This window comes from Bacillus sp. JJ864 (genome assembly GCF_036963045.1).
Lineage (GTDB): Bacteria > Bacillota > Bacilli > Bacillales > Bacillaceae_G > Bacillus_A > Bacillus_A pseudomycoides_C.
The window spans coordinates 1-19,056 of the sequence record NZ_JBALLY010000040.1 but is presented as its reverse complement, the minus strand read 5'-3'; the positions used below and the strand labels follow the sequence as shown (position 1 = coordinate 19,056).

General features: G+C 36.4%; 19 protein-coding genes and 4 tRNA genes. All 23 read left to right on the top strand.

Annotated elements, in window-relative coordinates; genetic code table 11:
- The first annotated feature begins 349 nt into the window (after window positions 1-349).
- On the top strand, window positions 350-1,231 hold the full coding sequence (locus V7024_RS07560; protein WP_335517812.1) for a mechanosensitive ion channel family protein: 882 nt from the start codon (window positions 350-352) through the stop codon (window positions 1,229-1,231).
- Between the two features lie 20 nt (window positions 1,232-1,251).
- Window positions 1,252-1,449 (top strand): DUF951 domain-containing protein, encoded by a 198-nt coding sequence (locus V7024_RS07555; protein WP_335517809.1) that lies wholly within the window; start codon window positions 1,252-1,254, stop codon window positions 1,447-1,449.
- A 221-nt stretch (window positions 1,450-1,670) separates the two neighbouring features.
- Window positions 1,671-2,771 (top strand): redox-regulated ATPase YchF, encoded by a 1,101-nt coding sequence (gene ychF, locus V7024_RS07550; RefSeq protein ID WP_335517806.1) that lies wholly within the window; start codon window positions 1,671-1,673, stop codon window positions 2,769-2,771.
- 192 nt (window positions 2,772-2,963) lie between these two features.
- Window positions 2,964-3,251, top strand: a complete 288-nt coding sequence (gene rpsF, locus V7024_RS07545; protein WP_335517803.1) for a 30S ribosomal protein S6 — start codon at window positions 2,964-2,966, stop codon at window positions 3,249-3,251.
- Window positions 3,252-3,281: 30 nt separating this feature from the next.
- A complete protein-coding gene (gene ssb / locus V7024_RS07540; RefSeq protein ID WP_098914409.1) occupies window positions 3,282-3,791 on the top strand; it encodes a single-stranded DNA-binding protein in 510 nt (169 codons plus the stop codon).
- A gap of 44 nt (window positions 3,792-3,835) precedes the next feature.
- Window positions 3,836-4,072 (top strand): 30S ribosomal protein S18, encoded by a 237-nt coding sequence (rpsR, locus tag V7024_RS07535; protein WP_020059677.1) that lies wholly within the window; start codon window positions 3,836-3,838, stop codon window positions 4,070-4,072.
- 108 nt (window positions 4,073-4,180) lie between these two features.
- On the top strand, window positions 4,181-5,119 hold the full coding sequence (locus tag V7024_RS07530; protein WP_335517801.1) for a YybS family protein: 939 nt from the start codon (window positions 4,181-4,183) through the stop codon (window positions 5,117-5,119).
- Window positions 5,120-5,453: 334 nt separating this feature from the next.
- A complete protein-coding gene (locus tag V7024_RS07525; protein WP_335517798.1) occupies window positions 5,454-7,427 on the top strand; it encodes a DHH family phosphoesterase in 1,974 nt (657 codons plus the stop codon).
- Window positions 7,424-7,870, top strand: coding sequence for a 50S ribosomal protein L9 (gene rplI, locus V7024_RS07520; RefSeq protein ID WP_335517795.1), 447 nt, complete (start codon window positions 7,424-7,426; stop codon window positions 7,868-7,870). Before V7024_RS07525 ends, rplI begins: the two co-directional genes overlap by 4 nt.
- A 27-nt stretch (window positions 7,871-7,897) precedes the next feature.
- The gene (dnaB, locus tag V7024_RS07515) at window positions 7,898-9,259 is read left to right on the top strand and encodes a replicative DNA helicase (protein ID WP_335517792.1); all 1,362 of its coding nucleotides are present in this window, start codon (window positions 7,898-7,900) and stop codon (window positions 9,257-9,259) included.
- Window positions 9,260-9,473: 214 nt separating this feature from the next.
- Window positions 9,474-10,763, top strand: coding sequence for an adenylosuccinate synthase (locus tag V7024_RS07510; RefSeq protein WP_335517788.1), 1,290 nt, complete (start codon window positions 9,474-9,476; stop codon window positions 10,761-10,763).
- A gap of 175 nt (window positions 10,764-10,938) precedes the next feature.
- Window positions 10,939-11,014 (top strand) — tRNA-Lys (locus tag V7024_RS07505).
- A gap of 12 nt (window positions 11,015-11,026) precedes the next feature.
- Window positions 11,027-11,098 (top strand) — tRNA-Glu (locus tag V7024_RS07500).
- A 20-nt stretch (window positions 11,099-11,118) separates the two neighbouring features.
- A tRNA-Asp gene (locus V7024_RS07495) sits at window positions 11,119-11,194 on the top strand.
- Between the two features lie 43 nt (window positions 11,195-11,237).
- Window positions 11,238-11,310: transfer RNA gene (locus V7024_RS07490), tRNA-Phe, on the top strand.
- A 161-nt stretch (window positions 11,311-11,471) separates the two neighbouring features.
- The gene (walR, locus tag V7024_RS07485) at window positions 11,472-12,179 is read left to right on the top strand and encodes a cell wall metabolism DNA-binding response regulator WalR (RefSeq protein WP_020059683.1); all 708 of its coding nucleotides are present in this window, start codon (window positions 11,472-11,474) and stop codon (window positions 12,177-12,179) included.
- Between the two features lie 3 nt (window positions 12,180-12,182).
- On the top strand, window positions 12,183-14,024 hold the full coding sequence (walK, locus tag V7024_RS07480; RefSeq protein WP_335517783.1) for a cell wall metabolism sensor histidine kinase WalK: 1,842 nt from the start codon (window positions 12,183-12,185) through the stop codon (window positions 14,022-14,024).
- On the top strand, window positions 14,021-15,355 hold the full coding sequence (locus V7024_RS07475) for a YycH family regulatory protein (RefSeq protein ID WP_335517780.1): 1,335 nt from the start codon (window positions 14,021-14,023) through the stop codon (window positions 15,353-15,355). Before walK ends, V7024_RS07475 begins: the two co-directional genes overlap by 4 nt.
- The gene (locus V7024_RS07470; protein ID WP_438824448.1) at window positions 15,342-16,160 is read left to right on the top strand and encodes a two-component system regulatory protein YycI; all 819 of its coding nucleotides are present in this window, start codon (window positions 15,342-15,344) and stop codon (window positions 16,158-16,160) included. The genes V7024_RS07475 and V7024_RS07470 overlap by 14 nt, the downstream gene beginning before the upstream one ends.
- Window positions 16,157-16,951 carry an MBL fold metallo-hydrolase gene (locus tag V7024_RS07465; RefSeq protein ID WP_335517777.1) on the top strand — a complete coding sequence of 265 codons (795 nt, stop codon included), beginning with the start codon at window positions 16,157-16,159 and terminating at the stop codon, window positions 16,949-16,951. Before V7024_RS07470 ends, V7024_RS07465 begins: the two co-directional genes overlap by 4 nt.
- 63 nt (window positions 16,952-17,014) lie before the next feature.
- Window positions 17,015-18,208, top strand: a complete 1,194-nt coding sequence (locus tag V7024_RS07460; protein WP_335517774.1) for a S1C family serine protease — start codon at window positions 17,015-17,017, stop codon at window positions 18,206-18,208.
- Between the two features lie 51 nt (window positions 18,209-18,259).
- A complete protein-coding gene (locus tag V7024_RS07455) occupies window positions 18,260-18,445 on the top strand; it encodes a CxxH/CxxC protein (protein ID WP_335517771.1) in 186 nt (61 codons plus the stop codon).
- Window positions 18,446-18,504: 59 nt separating this feature from the next.
- Window positions 18,505-18,984 (top strand): 23S rRNA (pseudouridine(1915)-N(3))-methyltransferase RlmH, encoded by a 480-nt coding sequence (gene rlmH / locus V7024_RS07450; protein ID WP_335517768.1) that lies wholly within the window; start codon window positions 18,505-18,507, stop codon window positions 18,982-18,984.
- Window positions 18,985-19,056 lie beyond the last annotated feature (72 nt).

The window sequence follows — 19,056 nt, the reverse complement described above, 5'->3', positions numbered from 1 at the left end:
TTAAGGTAAGAACTATTTTGCTTTTAGTTTAGGGGAAACTTCATTTGATGTTAGGTAATTTCGGGTATTCCTGCTGCGTAGATGTCACTTTCTTATGAGATAAGAGTGTTATAAAAGATATGATATGAGCAGAAGAGGAGGGCACTCTTGTATATGGATTTATAAAGTATAAAAAGAATGAAGTGTACCATGTAGTCTGTAGAATACTAGTACTAGTATATAAAAAAATGTGTCATTTTATACCTCATGGAATGCGAAAATAAAAGTGTATGAAAGAACTTTTTTCGTAAAATATAGGAGAAATTCTGTTACAATAAATAATGAATATGAGATAGAAAGGTAGGTCGCGATGAAAGGACTTCACGACTTATATACAGACTTTACAAATGGGCTATTAAATGCAGGATTATGGGAGAGTATCGGTCTTGGTTTACTGAAAATCATACTTATTTTGTTTATTTCGAGTGTAGTTATTCGAATCGGCAGAGTGATTATCCGTAATGCTTTCAAAATGAAGGCCAAATCACCAATTCAAATTTCTGAAAGACGAACGATGACAGTAGCAAAATTGTTAGAAAATATTTTAACATATGTTATCTTTTTCATTGTAGTAATTGCGATTTTAGGGGTATTTGGAATTGATACAAAAGGATTACTAGCTGGTGCAGGGGTTGTTGGTTTGGCGGTTGGTTTTGGTGCACAAAACTTAGTCAAGGACGTTATCACTGGATTCTTTATTTTATTAGAGGATCAATTTTCAGTAGGAGACTATGTACGCTTAGGTCAATTTGAAGGAGTTATCGAAGAAATTGGCTTACGCACAACAAAAATGAAGAAATGGACAGGAGAAATTCACATTATTCCAAATGGAAGTATTAAGGAAGTAACAAATTTCTCTGTTAGTAATAGCGTTGCCTTTGTAGATGTATCAATTTCATATGAAAGCGATATTGAACATGCAGAACAAGTTCTTGAAAAGTTATTAGATGAATTACCAACAAGGTATGAGCAAATGATTGCTCGCCCGCAATTATTAGGTGTACAGAGTTTAGCGGCATCAGAGGTTGTGTTGAGGGTTACAGCTGAAGTAGAACCGATGCAACATTTTGCAGTGGCGAGAGCGCTGCGTAAAGAAATTAAAAATCGTCTAGATTTACACGGGATTGAAATTCCATATCCGCGTATGGTCCTATACAACCGTGAAGAGCTGATGAATGAAAAAGTAAATTAGCAGTGAGAGGAGTTTAAAGAATGGAGCAAAAACAATATAACTTGCATGACATAGTGGAAATGAAGAAAGCTCATCCATGTGGCGAAAATCGTTGGAAGATTATCCGTATGGGAATGGATATCCGTATTAAGTGTGAGGGGTGTAACCATTCAGTATTAATTCCTCGAAAAGAATTTGATCATAAGGTGAAAAAAGTACTTGTAAAACATGAAGAATAGATGAAATAGGAAACAGCGGCATTGTTGCTGCTGTTTTTTTATTTAGCGATTAATGGGCAGGAAGATTCCTGCTTCAAAGTTGTAAGAAATCCGCAGAAGATAGAAGCAGAGAAATGGTCTGTAAAAGATTATTCGTTTCATTTGATAAATTTGGATGAAGCTTGTCATTTTATTCGTTACTATCTATAATGATGGGAGATTGAGTCATAGGAGTGGATTATATGGGATTAACGGCTGGTATCGTTGGATTACCGAACGTAGGTAAGTCAACATTATTTAATGCAATTACACAAGCAGGAGCAGAATCTGCGAACTACCCATTCTGTACAATAGATCCAAACGTTGGGATCGTAGAAGTTCCAGATCATCGTTTAAATAAATTAACTGAGCTTGTAGAACCGAAGAAAACTGTGCCAACTGTCTTTGAATTTACAGATATCGCAGGTATTGTAAAAGGTGCGAGTAAAGGAGAAGGATTAGGAAATAAATTCTTATCTCATATTCGTCAAGTAGATGCAATTTGCCAAGTAGTTCGTTGTTTTGAAGACGAGAATATTACGCACGTAGCAGGAAAAGTAGATCCAATTGCAGATATTGAAACAATTAATTTAGAGCTTATTTTAGCGGATTTAGAATCTGTTGATAAGCGTCTTGAACGCGTTACAAAATTGGCGAAACAAAAAGATAAAGATGCTGTATTTGAACATGAAATTTTAGTTCGCTTAAAAGAAGCATTTGAAGAAGGACAACCAGCTCGTACAGTTGAATTTACTGAAGAGCAAATGAGAGTAGTAAAAGGTCTTCACTTATTAACAATAAAAGAAATGCTATATGTAGCAAACGTTTCTGAAGATGATGTAATGGATCCATCTGGAAACGAATATGTACAAATTGTAAAAGAATTTGCTGCAAAAGAAAACTCTCAAGTAATTGTTGTTTGCGCAAAAATCGAATCAGAAATTGCTGAGTTAGATGAAGAAGAAAAGAGAGTCTTCCTGGAAGAACTAGGCATTGAAGAATCTGGTCTCGATCAATTAATTCGCGCAGCTTATGATTTATTAGGGTTAGCTACTTATTTCACAGCGGGTGTACAAGAAGTACGTGCTTGGACATTTAAAACGGGAATGAAAGCACCACAATGTGCTGGAATCATTCATACGGATTTTGAACGTGGATTTATTCGTGCAGAAACAGTATCTTATGATGATTTAGTAGGAAATGGCTCTATGACAGCTGCTAAAGAAGCTGGAAAAGTACGTTTAGAAGGAAAAGAGTACATTATGAAAGACGGAGATGTTGTGCACTTCCGCTTTAATGTATAATTTTTTATTTCCTAGGAAAAAAATAAAGTATTTAACTTGGCAAATTCATTGGATTTGCCAAGTTTTTTTATGCTTTCTTGAGTTGCTTACTCTAACTTACTATGATATAATCTAAACTCGTGAGTAATTACTATAAATTAATTGCTCCTTGCCCCGTGTGGGCCGTTTAGACCAAAAGGAGGTGAAAGTGTAATGAAAAAGTACGAAATCATGTACATCATTCGTCCAAACATGGAAGAAGAAGCTCAAAAAGCTTTAGTTGAACGTTTTGCAGGCGTTTTAACTGACAATGGTGCAGAAATCATTAACACAAAAGATTGGGGTAAGCGTCGTTTAGCTTACGAAATCAACGACTTACGTGACGGTTTCTACATGATCTTAAACGTAAATTCTAACCCAGAAGCGGTTACAGAATTCGATCGTTTAGCTAAGATCAGCGAAGATATCATTCGTCACATCGTTGTTAAAAACGAAGAATAATCATTAAGATATATAGGGAGAGTGGTTCGATTGATGAATCGTGTTATACTCGTTGGTCGTTTAACTAAGGACCCTGACTTACGTTACACGCCCAATGGTGTTGCAGTAGCTACTTTCACGTTAGCTGTGAATCGCGCATTTACGAATCAGCAAGGTGAGCGTGAAGCTGACTTTATTAACTGTGTAATATGGCGTAAACAAGCAGAGAACGTAGCAAACTTCTTGAAAAAAGGTAGCTTAGCAGGCGTAGATGGACGTCTTCAAACTCGTAATTACGATGGACAAGATGGTAAGCGTGTATATGTAACAGAAGTTCTAGCGGAGAACGTACAATTTTTAGAACCGCGTAATAGCGGTGGTGAGCAACGCGGTTCATTCAATCAGCAACCATCGGGAGCAGGATTCGGAAACCAAGGCTCTCAAAATCCGTTTGGTCAATCTGGTAACAATGGCAATAATGCTGGATTTACTAAAAATGACGATCCATTTGCAAATGTAGGTCAACCGATTGATATTTCAGACGATGACTTACCTTTCTAATGGTATAGACGGAACATTTTAACACGAAATGGAGGGAAATGAACATGGCAGGAGGACGCAAAGGTGGACGTGCGAAACGCCGTAAAGTGTGTTTCTTTACATCTAACGGTATCACTCGCATCGACTATAAAGATGTTGATTTATTAAAACGCTTTGTTTCTGAGCGTGGTAAAATTTTACCACGTCGTGTAACAGGTACTAGCGCAAAATACCAACGCAAACTAACAGTTGCAATTAAACGTGCTCGTCAAATGGCACTTTTACCATATGTTGGTGAATAATAACGTATGAAATGCACAGTAGAGTATTACTCTACTGTGCATTTTGCTATTCTCTTCTTTTTGTTAACCATGATAGAAGTTTTACTTTATAGAAAGAGGGTGTGAAGAATGAAACGCACACGACTCATTACAGAAGGAGCAGTATTACTTGCTTTATATGCTGTCTTGCTTTTAGCTTCTCTGTATATGCCTGTTTTAGGTGCTATAGTTATATTTGCACTGCCGTTACCATTTCTTATTTTTTCAATCAGATACCAGTTAAGTAGTGCTTGTATGTTATTAGGAACGGCAATTCTTGTAACACTTATTGTGAGTTCGCCTCTTAGTATTGCGAATACACTTATGTTCGGAATAACAGGAATTATATTAGGACACATGTATAAAAAGAAAAAAAGTGTTATTGAAATTTTATTGGTAGGGACACTTGTATATCTTGTGAGTTTTGTATTGCTGTATATTGTTAGCGTGCAGTTTTTTAATATAGACATTGTGAAACAGATGCAAGATATGTTCAAACAATCAATGGAACAAAGCGAGAAATTTATGAAGATGGCGGGTGCATCTGTAAATGAAGGGCAGCTAGCTGAATTGAAAAAAGCGGTTAATACAATTGGGATTCTTTTACCAACTGTACTTGCTATGGCTTCGCTATTCTCTTCTTGGATTACTATTTTAATTGCTAATCGTGTTTTAAAACGATTAAAGTACACGGCGGTATCTTGGCCGAAATTTCGTGATATACAAATTCCTAAGAGCATTGTGTGGTTGTATGTCGTGATTATTTTGCTTGCTTCTTTTGCAAAAATAGAAGCAGGGTCATATGTAGAAATGGTGTTCTTAAATTTATCAACAATTTTTACTTTTTTACTGTTGTTTCAAGGGTTTTCATTCCTTGCTTTTTTTACAAATGCAAAAGGATATACTAAAGTTGTTCTAATCTTAACCTTTGTTGTAGGGTTGTTTGTGCCAGTTTTGTTTCCTCTTATGACAATCTTAGGTATAATTGATTTAGGCTTTTCGTTACGATCGAAAGTACAGGTAAAATAAGTATTTGAAACAAAGTACTTTTTATAAGCCTTTTGTAACGAACCATAGAAATCAAAGCTTTTATCCTGCGCTTAATAGAACGATTAGACTTTGTAAGCGAGGAATAAGTGTAGTTGACTCAATTAAATATCGGTAGAGGATAAGGACTTAATTAATGGATGGTTTATTTTATCCCGCTATGAATAGGCAGTAGGACTCCCGCTTCAAAAATTTGAGAAGTCAAAGAAGATCGGTAGAGGATAACTGCTAGCATGTGCCCGATTAGTTCAACTAACTATCAGTGGAGATGCGAAAAACTCTCTGATGGAAGTTTCACTTTATAGGAGTTGTATATATGCCTGAATTTTATAAGAAACAGCGGTTTCTATATCCTGTTTATGTATTGGCGTTTTTAGCATTTTTGCTCATTACTATTCTTGTTTATTTTCATTGGATGACGGGGATGATTTCCTTTGTTGTTTTTTGTATTGTCTTATTTTTCGTTATTAAATTTGAACTTGCATTTCAAAGAAGCGTTGAAAAGTATACGAATGATACGATTACAAGGGTAAAAAAGGTAAGTAATGAGGCTTTCAATCAAATGCCGATTGGAATTTTACTATATAATAAGGATTATGGGATCGACTGGGCAAATCCATATCTATCTTCTTGTTTAGGACAACATTCTTTAGCTGGATGGCACTTGTATGATTTATCAGAAACCCTACTTTTATTTACAAAAGGAGAAACAGCTAATGATATTGTATCTTTAAACAATCGAAAATTTCGTGTGTTTGCGAGGAAAGAAGAGAAATTAATCTATTTCTTTGATGTGACAGAACAAACAGAAATTGAGAAAATGTATGAAGATCAAAGAACAGTACTCGCTGTTATCTATTTAGACAATTACGATGAAGTAACACAAGGATTAGATGATCAATTGCGTACAAATATTACAAGCCATGTTACATCTTTACTAAATGAATGGGCTGTGAAGCATGGAGCTTATTTGAAGCGTGCTTCATCTGAACGATTTTTTGTTGTGTTAAATGAAAGTGTTTTAACGCAAATGGAGAAAGGGAAATTTGATATTTTAGATCAAGTGCGTGAAGAAACGTCTAAACGAAATATTCCTCTTACTCTTAGTATTGGTGTTGGTTCTGGTGATTTATCACTAGTAGAACTTGGAGCTATGGCGCAATCTGGTCTCGATTTAGCACTTGGCCGTGGTGGAGATCAAGTGGCTATTAAACAAGCGACAGGCAAAGTAAAGTTTTATGGCGGGAAAACGAATCCTGTAGAAAAACGTACTCGTGTACGTGCACGTGTGATTTCTCACGCTTTAAAAGATCTTGTGTTGGAAAGTAGCAATATCATTATTATGGGACACCGGGCACCGGATATGGATGCAATCGGAGCTGCAATTGGGATTTTAAAAGTAGCACAGCTGAATGAGCGCGAAGGATATATTGTATTAGATGAAAATGATTCTGATAAAGGGATTAAGCGTTTAATGGACGAAGTTAAGCAGCACGAGGAATTATGGTCGCGCTTTATTACACCGCAGCAGGCCCTTGAATTTGCGAATGATGATTCACTTCTTGTTGTAGTAGATACGCATAAACCATCTATGGTTATGGAAAGAAAGTTACTTGATAAGATTGAAAATGTTGTTGTAATTGATCATCATCGCCGTGGTGAGGACTTCATTGAAGATCCGTTGCTTGTTTATATGGAGCCATATGCATCATCTACAGCAGAACTTGTAACAGAGCTGTTGGAATATCAGCCTAAGCGTTTGAAAATGAATATGCTAGAGGCAACAGCTTTACTGGCGGGTATTATAGTGGATACGAAGAGTTTTACATTCCGCACCGGAGCACGTACGTTTGATGCGGCTTCCTATCTTCGTTCTCATGGCGCAGATACGATATTGGTACAAAAGTTATTAAAAGAAGATATGGCCCATTATTTACAAATTGCAAAAACAATTCGAAATGCGTACATTTATAAAAATGGGATTGCAATTGCAAAGGTAGATGGTGATGGGTTTTATGATCAAGTATTAATTGCCCAATCAGCTGATACATTACTCACAATGACAGGAGTGATTGCCTCTTTCGTAATTGCACAGCGTAGTGAAAGTGTGATTGGAATTAGCGGGCGCTCTTTAGGGGAAGTAAATGTACAACTTATTATGGAAAATTTAGGCGGGGGCGGTCATTTAACAAATGCTGCAACGCAAATACAAGACATATCAATTGATGAAGCAGAAGCAAACTTACAATCTGTTATAAATGAGTATTTAGAGGGAGGAATACAATCATGAAAGTAATCTTTTTAAAAGACGTAAAAGGTAAAGGGAAAAAAGGGGAAGTAAAAAACGTACCAGACGGTTATGCGAATAACTTTTTATTAAAACAAGGACTTGCAATTGAAGCGACAAATACAAATGTGAAAACATTAGATGCGAAAAAACGTAAAGAAGAAAAAGATGCAGAATTAGAGCTTGAAAAATGCAAGGAATTAAAAGAAACTCTAGAAAAGTTAACGGTAGAATTAAAAGCAAAATCGGGTGAAGGTGGCCGTTTATTCGGTTCTATTACAAGTAAACAAATTGTAGATGGCTTACAAAAAACTCATAATATTAAACTTGATAAACGTAAATTTGAAATGGACGATGCAATTCGTGCATTAGGATATACGAACGTTACTGTGAAATTACATCCACAAGTAACAGCAACAGTAAAAGTACATGTTACTGAACAATAAACAAAAGATTGAAGAGGAGGTTTGCGCATGAGTGACGTATTTGCTGATCGTACCCCTCCGCATAATATTCAGGCTGAACAAGCCGTATTAGGGGCTATTTTTCTCGATCAAGAAGCGTTAACAGCAGCTTCGGAAATGCTAATGCCAGAAGACTTCTATCGAACGGCGCATCAAAAAATTTATCAGATGATGCTTGATCTTTCTGATAAAGGAGAGCCTATTGATTTAGTTACCGCAACAGCAGCACTTGCTGATCAAAATTTGTTAGAAGAAATTGGCGGTGTTTCTTATTTAGCTGAACTAGCGGAAGCTGTACCGACAGCTGCCAATGTAGGATATTATGCACGTATTATCGCAGAAAAATCGATTTTGCGTCGGCTTATTCGGACAGCAACGCATATTGTGTCGGATGGTTATGAACGAGAAGATGATGTCGAGAGTCTATTAAATGAAGCTGAGAAAAAAATATTAGAAGTATCTCAGCGTACGAATACAAAAGGTTTTCAAAATATTAAAGATGTTCTTGTAGCAGCTTACGATAAAATTGAGTTACTGCATAATCAAAAAGGTGAAATTACAGGAATCCCAACTGGTTTTACCGAGTTAGATCGTATGACAGCAGGTTTCCAGCGCAATGATTTAATTATTGTGGCGGCGCGTCCATCTGTAGGGAAAACAGCATTTTCTTTAAATATTGCTCAAAACGTTGCGACGAAAACGGACGAAAACGTTGCGATTTTTAGTTTAGAGATGGGGTCCGACCAGCTCGTTATGCGTATGCTTTGTGCAGAAGGAAATATTGATGCACAACGTCTTCGTACAGGAACTTTAACTTCAGACGACTGGGCGAAATTAACGATGGCAATGGGAAGTCTCTCAAATGCAGGGATTTTTATTGATGATACGCCAGGTATTCGTGTTAGTGAAATTCGAGCGAAGTGCAGGCGTTTAAAACAAGAACATGGTCTTGGAATGATTCTAATTGATTATTTGCAGCTTATTCAAGGTAGCGGGAAATCTGGTGAAAACCGTCAGCAAGAAGTATCGGAGATTTCTCGTACACTAAAAGGGCTCGCGCGTGAACTAGAAGTTCCAGTTATTGCTTTATCTCAGCTTTCTCGTGGTGTAGAATCTCGTCAAGATAAGCGTCCGATGATGTCGGATATTCGTGAATCAGGAAGTATTGAGCAAGATGCTGATATAGTGGCATTCTTATATCGTGAAGATTACTATGACCGAGAAACAGAAAATAAAAATACAATTGAAATTATTATTGCTAAGCAGCGTAATGGTCCAGTAGGTTCAGTTGAACTAGCGTTTGTGAAGGAATTTAACAAATTCGTAAACTTAGAACGGCGCTTTGATGAGGGACATGCACCGTCGGCGTAGTGAGAGTATAAAAAAGAAGCACATTTCTTATAATAAAATGTGTTTCTTTTTTTGTTTGTAAAAAATAATGTTTTACATAAGTAAGAAGGAATTCTTACGAACGAAAAAGATAAAAGATAAAAAAATGTTCGTTTTTAAATTGACTTCTCTTTGCATTTTGGTACAATTATATTGTTTGAAAAGTTCGTTTGAAAATTTCGGAGGTGCTTGAATAATGTCTTCAGTAGTAGTTGTAGGAACACAGTGGGGCGATGAAGGAAAAGGTAAAATTACTGATTTCCTTTCTGAACATGCGGAAGTAGTTGCGCGCTATCAAGGCGGAAATAACGCAGGACATACAATTGTTTTTAACGGTGTTAAATATAAATTACATTTAATTCCATCTGGTATTTTCTATAAAGAAAAAGTTTGTGTTATCGGAAACGGTATGGTAGTAGATCCAAAAGCTTTGCTTGAGGAATTAAAATACTTACATGATCGTGGCGTAAGCACTGATAATTTACGTATTAGTAACCGTGCACATGTTATCTTACCTTATCATTTAAAGCAAGACGAGTTAGAAGAAGAGCGTAAAGGTGATAATAAAATTGGTACAACGAAAAAAGGTATCGGTCCTGCATACATGGACAAAGCTGCTCGCACAGGTATTCGTATGGCAGACCTTTTAGATCGTGAGGCATTTAAAGAAAAGCTTGAGCGTACCCTAGCGGAAAAAAATCGTTTATTTGAAAAAATGTATGATGCAGAAGGATTTAGTGCAGAAGAAATTTTCGAAGAGTATTTCGAATATGGTCAACAAATTGCACACTACGTATGTGATACATCTGTTGTATTAAATGATGCATTAGATGAAGGACGCCGCGTATTATTTGAAGGTGCACAAGGTGTTATGCTTGATATTGATCAAGGTACGTACCCATTCGTTACATCTTCTAACCCAGTTGCTGGTGGTGTAACAATCGGTTCTGGTGTAGGACCTTCTAAAATTAAACGCGTAGTAGGTGTATGTAAAGCATATACAAGCCGTGTAGGTGACGGTCCATTCCCAACTGAGCTTCATGATGAAATCGGTAATCAAATTCGTGAAGTTGGTCGCGAATATGGTACAACAACAGGTCGTCCGCGCCGTGTAGGTTGGTTTGATAGTGTTGTTGTAAGACATGCCCGTCGCGTTAGTGGTCTTACAGATTTGTCTTTAAACTCTATCGACGTATTAACAGGCATTCCGACTGTGAAAATTTGTATTGCATACAAATATAACGGCGAAATTATTGATGAAGTTCCAGCAAACTTAAATATTTTAGCGAAATGTGAGCCAGTATACGAAGAACTTCCAGGTTGGACAGAAGATATTACAGGCGTAAAAACGTTAGCTGAACTTCCTGAAAATGCAAGACATTATGTAGAACGTGTGTCTCAATTAACAGGTATTTCATTAGCTATGTTCTCTGTTGGTCCAGACCGTAGCCAAACAAATATTGTTCGTAACGTATACGGTATCTAATCTTGTTTTTTTCTTAAGAATACGGTATATTAAAAAAGAACCCAAGTTAAATGGGTTCTTTTTTCATGTTTTTATAAAAAAACATGAAAAAAGTATTGCAAAAAGTATTGCAAAAAGAAAACATTTCATGATATTATAAATTCTGTCGTCACGAAAACATGACATTGGTGAACATGAGCCATTAGCTCAGTTGGTAGAGCATCTGACTTTTAATCAGAGGGTCGAAGGTTCGAGTCCTTCATGGCTCACCATTTTATTTTCGTGGCCCGTTGGTCAAGTGGTTAAGACACCGCCCTTTCACGGCGGTAACACGGGTTCGAATCCCGTACGGGTCACTTTTTTTATATTATGTTTTGGTCCCGTGGTGTAGTGGTTAACATGCCTGCCTGTCACGCAGGAGATCGCCGGTTCGACCCCGGTCGGGACCGCCACTTTTGTTTAATACCACAATTAGTGGTTTTATATATATGTTTTGGCTCGGTAGCTCAGTCGGTAGAGCAGAGGACTGAAAATCCTCGTGTCGGCGGTTCGATTCCGTCCCGAGCCACTTCCAAGGATATTAAGTGGGCCCGCTTAATATCCTTTTTATATTGTACAATTTTACAAATGAGATTAGTTCTTTTAAAATAGAATGAAGAGAAGCCTCTAGCAATTGAAGCTAGAGGTTTTTCTGTAAGGAAGGCATTAAACGTTTAGGAGGAAACTAAAATGATGGGAAAGAAAATTTTAGTCGTCGATGATGAAAAACCAATTGCAGATATTTTAAAGTTTAATTTAGAAAAAGAAGGTTTTGAAATTGTAATGGCTCATGATGGTGATGAGGCCATTGAAAAAGCAAATGAAGAACAACCAGATATGGTTTTATTAGATATTATGTTACCGGGAAAAGATGGTTTAGAAGTTTGTCGTGAAATACGAAAAAACCATGAAATGCCAATTATTATGCTAACAGCAAAAGACTCTGAAATTGATAAAGTTCTTGGATTAGAACTGGGGGCAGATGACTATGTAACAAAGCCGTTTAGTACACGTGAGCTATTAGCACGCGTAAAAGCGAATCTACGTCGTCATCAACAAGGAGGAGCAGCTGAAAAAGAAGAAAATGCAGAGATGGTTATTGGTCCGATTGTGATTAATCCCAATGCATATAGTGTAACAAAGCGTGAAGAAAATATTGAGTTAACACATCGCGAATTTGAATTACTACATTATTTAGCGAAGCATTTAGGACAAGTTATGACGCGTGAACATTTATTACAAACCGTTTGGGGTTATGATTATTTTGGTGATGTGCGTACAGTAGATGTAACAGTTCGTCGTTTACGTGAAAAAATTGAAGATAATCCAAGTCATCCGACTTTAATTGTAACAAGACGTGGTGTGGGATATTACTTACGCGATCCAGAGCAGGAATAATATATGAAGAAAGTTGGTTTTTTTCAGTCTATTCACTTAAAGTTCGTATTAATTTACATGCTATTAATTTTAATGGCGATGCAAATTATTGGTGTCTATTTCGTTCGAGAGTTAGAGAAGAATCTTGTGAAGAGTTTTAAAGAATCATTAACGCAACGAACGAACTTGCTTGCTTACAATTTAAAGCAGGAATTTGCAAAAGAAAGAGATAAAAAAGATCCTACACTTGAAGAGGCACTTAAAACGAGTATAGAAGATTTTGCTTCTGATCGAAAAGCTGATATTCAAGAGGTTCGTATCATTGATGAGAGTAGTCGTGTATTAGCAACATCACATCAATATAATCAAGGTATTGTCGGAAAAAAAACAACAGATTTATTGGTAAAACGAGCCTTGGTGCAAAAAAACCCTGTTGAAAAAATGGAAATAGACCGCAATACAGAAAATCGTGTGCAAGTTGTTGCTACTCCTATTCAAGTAACTCAACTAAATAATAAGAAACCTTGTGTAATCTATATTGTTGCTTCTATGGAAGATGTTTATAAACAAATGAAGCTCATTAATCAAATCTTTGCAACGGGAACGGTTATCGCATTATTAGTAACAGCTGTGCTAGGTATTTTATTAGCGCAAACTATTACAAGACCCATTTCAGATATGAGAAAGCAAGCCATTGAAATGGCAAAGGGAAATTACTCTCGTAAGGTAAAAGTACATGGTCATGACGAAATTGGTCAATTAGCGTTGGCATTTAATAATTTATCGAAGAAGTTGCAGCAAGCGCGTTCTTCTACGGAGAGTGAGAGAAGGAAGCTTTCGTCTGTATTATCTCATATGACAGATGGAGTAATTGCAACGGATCGAAAAGGAGATATTATCTTATTAAATGATCCGGCAGAAAAAATGCTAAACGTTTCACGTGAAACAGCATTAGATCAATCGATTTTAGAAATATTAGGCATACAGGAAGAGTACACATTAGATAATTTATACGAAGAACCAGACTCTGTTATATTAGATTTTAGTACAAGAGATGAGCCGTATATTTTACGAGCTAGCTTTTCTATTATTCAAAAAGAGAATGGAAAGGTAAATGGTTTCATCGCTGTATTATATGATGTAACGGAACAGGAGCGAATTGAGGGGGAACGCCGTGAGTTTGTGGCAAACGTTTCTCATGAACTTCGTACACCATTAACAACGATGCGAAGCTATTTGGAGGCATTGGGTGAAGGAGCGTGGCAAGATCCGAATATTGCGCCGCAGTTCTTACAAGTAACACAAGAAGAAACGGAGCGAATGATTCGACTTGTTAATGCGCTGCTACAACTTTCAAAATTAGACAGTACAGAATATCGTTTAATGAAAGAATGGGTAGACTTTACACAGTTCTTTAGTAATATCATTGATCGTTTTGAAATGTCAAAAGAGCAGAATGTATCTTTTAAACGTTCATTTTCTAAGAGAACACGTTTTATTGAGATCGATGAAGATAAAGTTACACAAGTTCTTTATAACATTATTTCAAACGCATTAAAGTATTCTCCAGAAGGTGGAACAATAACATATCGTTTACGGGAAAGAGAAGATATGTTAGAAATAAGCATTAGCGACCAAGGAATGGGAATTCCGAAAGAGAACGTTGATAAGATTTTTGAACGTTTCTATCGCGTTGATAAAGCGCGTTCACGCAAATTGGGCGGGACAGGATTAGGTCTAGCAATTGCCAAGGAAATGATTCAAGCTCACGGCGGTTCGATTTGGGCAAAAAGTGAAGAAGGAAAAGGGACGACCATTTATTTTACGCTTCCAATGGAAAAGGAAGAAGAGGATGACTGGGAATGAATATTGAGAACTTAAAATCAGTCTTGCTAATTAACTTGGTTGTTATTAGTGTATTTCTTACTTTTAATTTATGGACCTATGTACCTGATTCTAGTAAATTGCAAAATGCGAAATATTTACAAGACAATACAGAGGGAGAACAGAAGAGCCTTGCGAATGTAATTTTGCCTTCTCTAGTTCTTTTTCATAAAGAGAATACGCATCTTGGAAGCGGAAATATAGATAGTATTGACCCATTATATAAATTACTGGAAAGAGGAGAATTGTCCGATTTTAAAGATATATCAAATGATATCCCAAAACAGCAATTCTTCTCCTTTGTTCGTGGTAAAAACAAGATTGAAATGATTTTTCCTACACATATGCCATTGGATTCTATGAGAGGCGTTTTTACAATTAAAGAAAAAATCTCAGAGTCATATAGCTTTAATCGTATAATGATTGATTTACAAAAAAGTCGCGATGGTAATATTCCTGTATATTTTATTTCGTATGAAAATCGCAAGGTATATTATATGGTATTAAAAGGAATTCCACTTCGAGATCTTGAAACGGCACGTGATCAATTTGCAGCTAGCGCGAGGGACTACTCTCAATACACATTAAGTGATACGAGAGAGATATTTTTACCAGATACGAAAACGGATATGCAAAGTATGGGTTATTTAGTAAGTAACATATCCGAGGATATATTCATCAATGCATTATTTACAGATCCTCGTTATGTAAAAAAAGTATCTGATGAACGTGAAAACACATATACAGATGGAATTCGCCTCATGCAAGTATTAAAGAAAAAGCAAATGCTGCAGTACACGAATTCAGCTGTATCAGATCAAAAACATACATTATATGGAAATGCACTTGCTCAACGCAGTTTTGATTTTATTAATGGTCATGGTGGTTTAACGGATTCTTATCGTTTTGATTATATGAACTCTAAAAAAGGACAAACAACATATCGTTTATATGTTGATAGCTTACCTGTATTTAATGAAAGTGGTATGGCAACGTTAGAAGAAGTATGGGGAGCGGAAGAATTAATTTCCTATAAGCGTCCATTATTTAATCTATCATTAAAGTATGGTGATGACCAAACAATCTCTCTTGCGGATGGTAAGACAGTTATACAATCTTTAGAGAAAAATGTGGATATGAAATTAATTCAGGATATTCGATTAGGATATAAGCTTACACCAGAGTCGGGGACAGATGGGAAAAATATTGCTGCAGTAAATTTAAAACCTATTTGGTATGTTGTGTACGGTGAAGACAATAAAGTTCTAGAGTGGAGCGAAGAGAAAGGGGGAGAGCTCATTGGATTGGAATAGGATTAAAACAATTTTTATTGTTACCTTTTTCATTTTAGATCTCTTCCTTGTCTTTCAGTTCGTGCAAAAACAAGATAGTAATCAACTTGAGTATACGACAGAAACAAATATTGAAGAACAAATGAAAGCAGATAAAATTACATCTGATAATTTTCCGAAAGAACCGACGAAAGATATGTATATTATGGCGAAAAATAAAGTTTTTTCCGATGAAGATATACATTCTTTAAAAAATCAAACGGTGTCTTTACAAGAACCAAGTACACTTGTAAGTAAACTTAAAGAACCATTTTGGAATGCAAAAGCAACAACAAGTGATAATTATAGTGAATTTCTACGTTCTTATGTAATTGATGGACAAAAATACAGTGCTACAGGAAAAGTAGAAGGGTCGAGAGTTTATTTTTTTCAAAAATATAAAGATAAACCACTTTTTTATAATCAACATGGGATGATTGTTGCTGAGTTAAATGAAAAGAAGGAAATTATATCGTATACACAAACAATGCTGTATGAATTTAAAGAAATGGGAGAACGGAATAAAGAATTGGATATTATTTCTGCCCGAAATGCACTAGAAACGTTGTATACGAAAAATGAATTAAAGCAAGGAAGCTATATAAAAGGGGCAAAATTAGGATATGCAACAGTGGTAGCTCCTTCTTCTTCGAATGTGCAAGTTCTTGTTCCAACATGGAATTTGTATACAGACAAAATAGATTACTTTGTAAATGCGGTAGAAGGACAAATTATTCAATTAGGTAAGGACAACAAGGAAACTGAGCAATGGAGTGAGGCTAAATGAGTTTGCATTTTAGTGTACTTGCAAGCGGCAGTACGGGAAATGCACTGTATGTAGGAACAGAGCGTGAAAAGTTATTAGTAGACGCGGGATTGAGTGGAAAAGCAATGGAAGCTTTGTTTCAGCAAGCTGAATTAGATATAAATAGTATATCTGGTATTCTTGTCACACATGAACATAGTGATCATATTAAAGGGTTAGGTGTGTTAGCCCGTAAGTATCATTTACCCATTTATGCAAATGAGAAAACATGGAATGCAATGGAACATTTAGTTGGTAATATTCCAGCGGACCAAAAGTTTGTTTTCTCGATTGGAGAAGTGAAAACATTTGGAGATATTGAAGTGGAATCATTTGGCGTTTCACATGATGCTGCGGAGCCAATGTTTTATGCGTTTCATCATAATGGAAGAAAGTTAGCGCTTATTACAGATACGGGGTATGTTAGTGACCGAATGAAAGGCGTTATTAAGGGAGCCAACGCTTTTGTGTTTGAAAGTAATCACGACGTTGAAATGCTTCGAATGGGACGTTATCCATGGAGTGTTAAACGAAGAATTTTAAGTGATGTAGGGCATGTTTGTAATGAAGATGCAGCTCTGGCAATGACTGATGTAATTACAGATGAAACAAAGCATATATATTTGGCTCATCTTAGTTTAGATAACAATATGAAAGAACTTGCTCGTATGTCTGTTGCGCAAGTGCTTGAAGAAAGAGGACTTGCTGTAGGAGAAGCGTTCCAACTGCACGATACTGACCCGAAAATGCCAACTAAAATTCAATACGTATAATTCTTCATTTTGGTAAACAATAAAGGGGAATATAAATGCTTTCGGAAGGCTAGGTGAGCATAAATGTCCTTTATTGATGAAGAAGATGTTCAGAGGAAACGAAAAAGAAAACAAAAGCATAAACATATTCTTATTTCTGTTGTAGCCGGAACTGTCATTGGTGCTACATTATTTGCTTTTGCTATTCCTACGTTTTCAAAATTAGGTTGGACTACGATAAGAGAAACAGAAGCAAGTGAAGAGAAACAGTATATAGCACAGTCTACTCCTCAAGTTGTGAATACAGGAGATGGCTTTGTTAAGGCTGTTGACCGCGCTTCAGAAGCAGTGGTTGGTATTATTAACATTCAGCGTGATAATTTTTCAGAGGCAGATTCAGAAGCAGGAACAGGATCTGGTGTAATTTACAAGAAGGAAAAAGGAAACGCATATATTGTAACAAATAATCATGTTGTAGCAGGAGCAAATCGCATTGAAGTAAGTTTGAGTGATGGAAAAAAAGTTCCTGGAAAAATTTTAGGAACCGATGTTGTGACAGATTTAGCTGTCGTACAAATTGAAGAAAAATATGCGAAAAAGGTCATTGAACTTGGTGATTCTACGAAAGTAAAACGTGGTGAAGCTGCACTTGCAATCGGAAATCCGCTTGGTTTACAATTTTCAGGTACTGTAACGCAAGGGATTATCTCAGCAAATGAACGCATTGTACCGGTTGATTTAGATCAAGATGGACATTATGATTGGCAAGTAGAAGTATTACAGACAGATGCTGCTATTAATCCTGGTAATAGTGGCGGAGCTCTTGTAAACGAAGCAGGACAACTTATTGGCATCAACTCCATGAAAATTGCTGCAAAAGAGGTAGAGGGAATTGGACTTGCAATTCCTGTTGCAAGAGCTGTCCCTGTGATGAATGAGCTCGAAAAGTATGGGAAAGTAAGACGACCTTATGTTGGGGTTGAGCTTAGATCTTTAAATGAAATTCCTACTTATTATTGGGAGAAAACATTGCATCTACCAGCCAATGTAACGGAAGGTGTATGTATTTTAGATGTAAAAAGTCCATCGCCAGGTAGTGATGCAGGTTTACATGAATATGATGTCATTGTAGCGGTTGATGGAAAAACAGTTCAAGATATTATTGCATTCCGAAAAGTCCTATATAATAAGAAAATTGACGATAAAATGACGATTACATATTATCGTGGGACAAAACGAGTAACAACAACTGTAAAATTAGGCAGTCAGCAGTATTAAAACAGGAGGCGGCCCCTCCTGTTTTCTATTGTGGATAAGTGAGGTGAAATTATGAAGTTACCTTGTTGTTTAGAACATGTAGAGTTAGCGCTAGATATCATTGTGGATGAATGTGAAGTAGCTCCAGTTATCCACAGTGTGGATAACGGAGAAGATGAGAAAAAAACATGTGAATTTTGTCAAAATAAGGCGATATATGTTGTGTCGAACACAGATTCCCACACAATATGTGGATGATGCATGTGGATATGTGGATAACTTCTGTGGATAACTTGTTTGTAAGGTGGGGAGTACATGTGAATATCTTAATTGTCTCAATCGGAAAGTTAAAAGAAAAATATTTAAAACAGGGTATTGAAGAATACTTAAAACGATTATCTTCTTACGCGAAAGTGGAAGTTGTTGAATTACCAGATGAAAAAGCACCAGAAAATTTAAGTGAAGCAGAAATGCAAATGGTAAAAGAAAAAGAAGGAATTCGTATTTTAGATAGAATTTCTGATGATATGCATGTCATTGCATTAGCAATTGAAGGAAAACAAAAATCATCAGAAGAACTCGCTGCAAACTTAGACCGTCTTGCTACATATGGAAAGAGCAAAGTGGCATTTGTTATTGGTGGATCGCTTGGATTAAGTAAAGAAGTGATGAAACGCTCCAATGAGTCATTGTCGTTCTCGAAAATGACGTTGCCTCATCAGTTGATGCGTTTGGTACTGTTAGAACAGGTGTATAGAGCATTTCGAATTAATCGTAATGAACCGTATCATAAATAAATAAGGTTTTTATCCCGCTATTCGTGGGCAGTAAGACCCCCACCTCAAGATTTAGAGAGAATCGTTGTCCAG

What these genes read in the sequence shown, in the direction of transcription:
- V7024_RS07465 (WP_335517777.1), top strand. Translation starts at nt 16,157, where the DNA reads ATGAGTTTGCATTTTAGTGTACTTGCAAGCGGCAGTACGGGAAATGCA.
- dnaB (WP_335517792.1), top strand. Translation starts at nt 7,898, where the DNA reads ATGAGTGACGTATTTGCTGATCGTACCCCTCCGCATAATATTCAGGCT.
- V7024_RS07475 (WP_335517780.1), top strand. Translation starts at nt 14,021, where the DNA reads ATGAATATTGAGAACTTAAAATCAGTCTTGCTAATTAACTTGGTTGTT.
- rplI (WP_335517795.1), top strand. Translation starts at nt 7,424, where the DNA reads ATGAAAGTAATCTTTTTAAAAGACGTAAAAGGTAAAGGGAAAAAAGGG.
- V7024_RS07460 (WP_335517774.1), top strand. Translation starts at nt 17,015, where the DNA reads ATGTCCTTTATTGATGAAGAAGATGTTCAGAGGAAACGAAAAAGAAAA.
- V7024_RS07555 (WP_335517809.1), top strand. Translation starts at nt 1,252, where the DNA reads ATGGAGCAAAAACAATATAACTTGCATGACATAGTGGAAATGAAGAAA.
- walK (WP_335517783.1), top strand. Translation starts at nt 12,183, where the DNA reads ATGAAGAAAGTTGGTTTTTTTCAGTCTATTCACTTAAAGTTCGTATTA.
- V7024_RS07455 (WP_335517771.1), top strand. Translation starts at nt 18,260, where the DNA reads ATGAAGTTACCTTGTTGTTTAGAACATGTAGAGTTAGCGCTAGATATC.
- V7024_RS07525 (WP_335517798.1), top strand. Translation starts at nt 5,454, where the DNA reads ATGCCTGAATTTTATAAGAAACAGCGGTTTCTATATCCTGTTTATGTA.
- V7024_RS07530 (WP_335517801.1), top strand. Translation starts at nt 4,181, where the DNA reads ATGAAACGCACACGACTCATTACAGAAGGAGCAGTATTACTTGCTTTA.
- V7024_RS07510 (WP_335517788.1), top strand. Translation starts at nt 9,474, where the DNA reads ATGTCTTCAGTAGTAGTTGTAGGAACACAGTGGGGCGATGAAGGAAAA.
- rpsF (WP_335517803.1), top strand. Translation starts at nt 2,964, where the DNA reads ATGAAAAAGTACGAAATCATGTACATCATTCGTCCAAACATGGAAGAA.
- rpsR (WP_020059677.1), top strand. Translation starts at nt 3,836, where the DNA reads ATGGCAGGAGGACGCAAAGGTGGACGTGCGAAACGCCGTAAAGTGTGT.
- walR (WP_020059683.1), top strand. Translation starts at nt 11,472, where the DNA reads ATGATGGGAAAGAAAATTTTAGTCGTCGATGATGAAAAACCAATTGCA.
- V7024_RS07560 (WP_335517812.1), top strand. Translation starts at nt 350, where the DNA reads ATGAAAGGACTTCACGACTTATATACAGACTTTACAAATGGGCTATTA.
- ychF (WP_335517806.1), top strand. Translation starts at nt 1,671, where the DNA reads ATGGGATTAACGGCTGGTATCGTTGGATTACCGAACGTAGGTAAGTCA.